Origin of the sequence: Paenochrobactrum gallinarii (assembly GCF_014205685.1) — a bacterium.
Classification (GTDB): domain Bacteria; phylum Pseudomonadota; class Alphaproteobacteria; order Rhizobiales; family Rhizobiaceae; genus Paenochrobactrum; species Paenochrobactrum gallinarii.
Map to the genome: position 1 here is coordinate 1 of NZ_JACIIU010000074.1, position 1,908 is coordinate 1,908.

Annotated in this window: 3 protein-coding genes and 1 pseudogene; all 4 read left to right on the forward strand. The window is 52.6% G+C overall.

Annotated features, from left to right (window positions below):
• Nucleotides 1-316: pseudogene (locus tag FHS77_RS15990) on the forward strand (DDE-type integrase/transposase/recombinase); the annotation flags it as partial.
• 83 nt (nt 317-399) lie between these two features.
• Nucleotides 400-831 carry an IS66-like element accessory protein TnpA gene (gene tnpA / locus FHS77_RS15995; RefSeq protein WP_184224905.1) on the forward strand — a complete coding sequence of 144 codons (432 nt, stop codon included), beginning with the start codon at nt 400-402 and terminating at the stop codon, nt 829-831.
• A complete protein-coding gene (tnpB, locus tag FHS77_RS16000; RefSeq protein WP_184224906.1) occupies nt 828-1,181 on the forward strand; it encodes an IS66 family insertion sequence element accessory protein TnpB in 354 nt (117 codons plus the stop codon). Before tnpA ends, tnpB begins: the two co-directional genes overlap by 4 nt.
• A 117-nt stretch (nt 1,182-1,298) precedes the next feature.
• On the forward strand, nt 1,299-1,908 hold a 610-nt coding region (locus FHS77_RS16005), incomplete at its 3' end, for an IS66 family transposase zinc-finger binding domain-containing protein (protein WP_343061038.1).

The following is a 1,908-nucleotide window of genomic DNA, read 5'->3' on the forward strand; positions in this document are numbered from 1 at the left end:
TAGTCATCATACCTTCAACATTGCACCGAACCTATTAAAACAAGACTTTAGCGCAAGCGCACCCAACCAGAAATGGGCAGGCGATATCACTTATGTTTGGACCAGAGAAGGATGGGTCTATCTTGCTGTTATCCTTGACCTGTATTCCCGTCGCGTGATTGGCTGGGCAACAGGTGATCGATTAAAGCAGGATCTTGCATTAAGGGCACTGAATATGGCGTTGGCTTTACGCAAACCACCACCGGGTTGTATTCAACACACAGACCGTGGGAGCCAATATTGCGCTCATGAATATCAAAAGCTACTGCTCAAACATCGTAAGCGTTTTCTGGATCTCACCTTCTGTCTGCCTTTTATATCTGCGATTTCCGTTTGTGTAGATTTGGCGGGAGTTTCGCGATGGCAACTACGGTGGAGTTTCTCAAGGGCTATGGCATAGATATCCGCGGGAATGGTCAGCGGCGCTGGCCTGATAATATAAAGGCGCGGATTGTGGCTGAAAGTTTGAAGCCCGGTGCAACAGTGAACGCAGTTGCAGCGCGCTACGGACTTCGGGCGAACCATCTTTCTGAATGGCGGAGCCGGGCGCGTGACGGCAAGTTGGTTTTGCCAGCGGTTGAAGATGACGATTTGTGTTTTGCACCTGTAGTGCTGTCGGATATCGGCCACGATGCTGCTGTGCCCGCCATTTCAGAACAATCGAATAAAGGTGACGCTACGAAGGCGGTACCGGTGGAGATAGTGACAGGCAATATAATAATCCGGCTTGATGGCGGTACGGGGGCTGCGCGCATTGCCGAGATTGTGTGGGCGATCGGGACGCGCTCATGATAATTCCTTCGAACCGCGTGCGGGTTCTGGTCTCGACGCAGCCCGTGGATTTCAGGAAAGGGCATGATGGCCTGACTGCAATTGTGTCATCAGTGCTGCGCAAGGATCCGTTCACGGGCACGGTCTTTGTCTTCCGCTCGCGTCGGGCGGACAGATTGAAGCTTTTATATTGGGACGGTACTGGCTTGGTGATGGCTTACAAGCGGTTAGAGGCTACAACCTTTATCTGGCCTGCCATCAAGAACGGGGTAATAGCGTTGAACCATGCCCAGTTTGAGGCGCTGTTTGCTGGGCTCGACTGGCGCAAAGTCAAAGCGTTGGAAATACGCCCGCCAGTTGCGGCAGAATGAATCAACTGCTTGTTTATGCATGTTTTTACCGGAGATTTATGATAGTTTTGGCACATGTCAAATACGCCTGCCATCGACCTTTCTGCCATTCCTGCCGAGCAACGCGCGGCGGTTTTGATGTTGATGGAAAAAGTGGCAACGCTTACGCAAATCACCAAGCGGCAAGAGTATCTGATCGCCGAGTTGAACCATGCTTTGTATGGCAAACGGTCTGAAAAGCTGACCGCGGATGAGCGGCAGCTGGCGTTTGAGGATCTGTCCATTGCTTTGAGCGAGGTCGAAGAAGCAAAGGGGAAGTGTGCGGACAAAGAAGCCGAGGTCAGAACGAGGAATAAACTTGCCCCCAAGCGCACTATCGGTAACCTTCCTGATGTGCTGCCACGTATCGAGGAAATCATCGAGCCGGACAGCCTGATTTGTCCGTGTGGCTGTGGCATCATGCACAAAATTGGCGAAGATCGTAGCGAGCGATTGGATATTGTGCCGGCACAGTTACGGGTCATTGTTTCTGTACGCCCGAAATATGCCTGCCGGATCTGCACTGACGGGGTTGTTCAGGCACCCGCGCGGTCGCATTTGATCATGGGCGGCCTGCCAACCGAGGCCACCATAGCCCATGTTCTGGTGAGCAAATATGCAGACCATCTGCCATTGTATCGCCAGAGCCAGATATTAGCGCGTGCAGGCCTTGATTTGCACCGCGCCGTTTTGGCCGATTGGGTCGGCA

Excerpts from the sequence above, each read along its gene's own strand:
- tnpA (WP_184224905.1), top strand. The coding sequence starts at position 400 with ATGGCAACTACGGTGGAGTTTCTCAAGGGCTATGGCATAGATATCCGC.
- tnpB (WP_184224906.1), top strand. The coding sequence starts at position 828 with ATGATAATTCCTTCGAACCGCGTGCGGGTTCTGGTCTCGACGCAGCCC.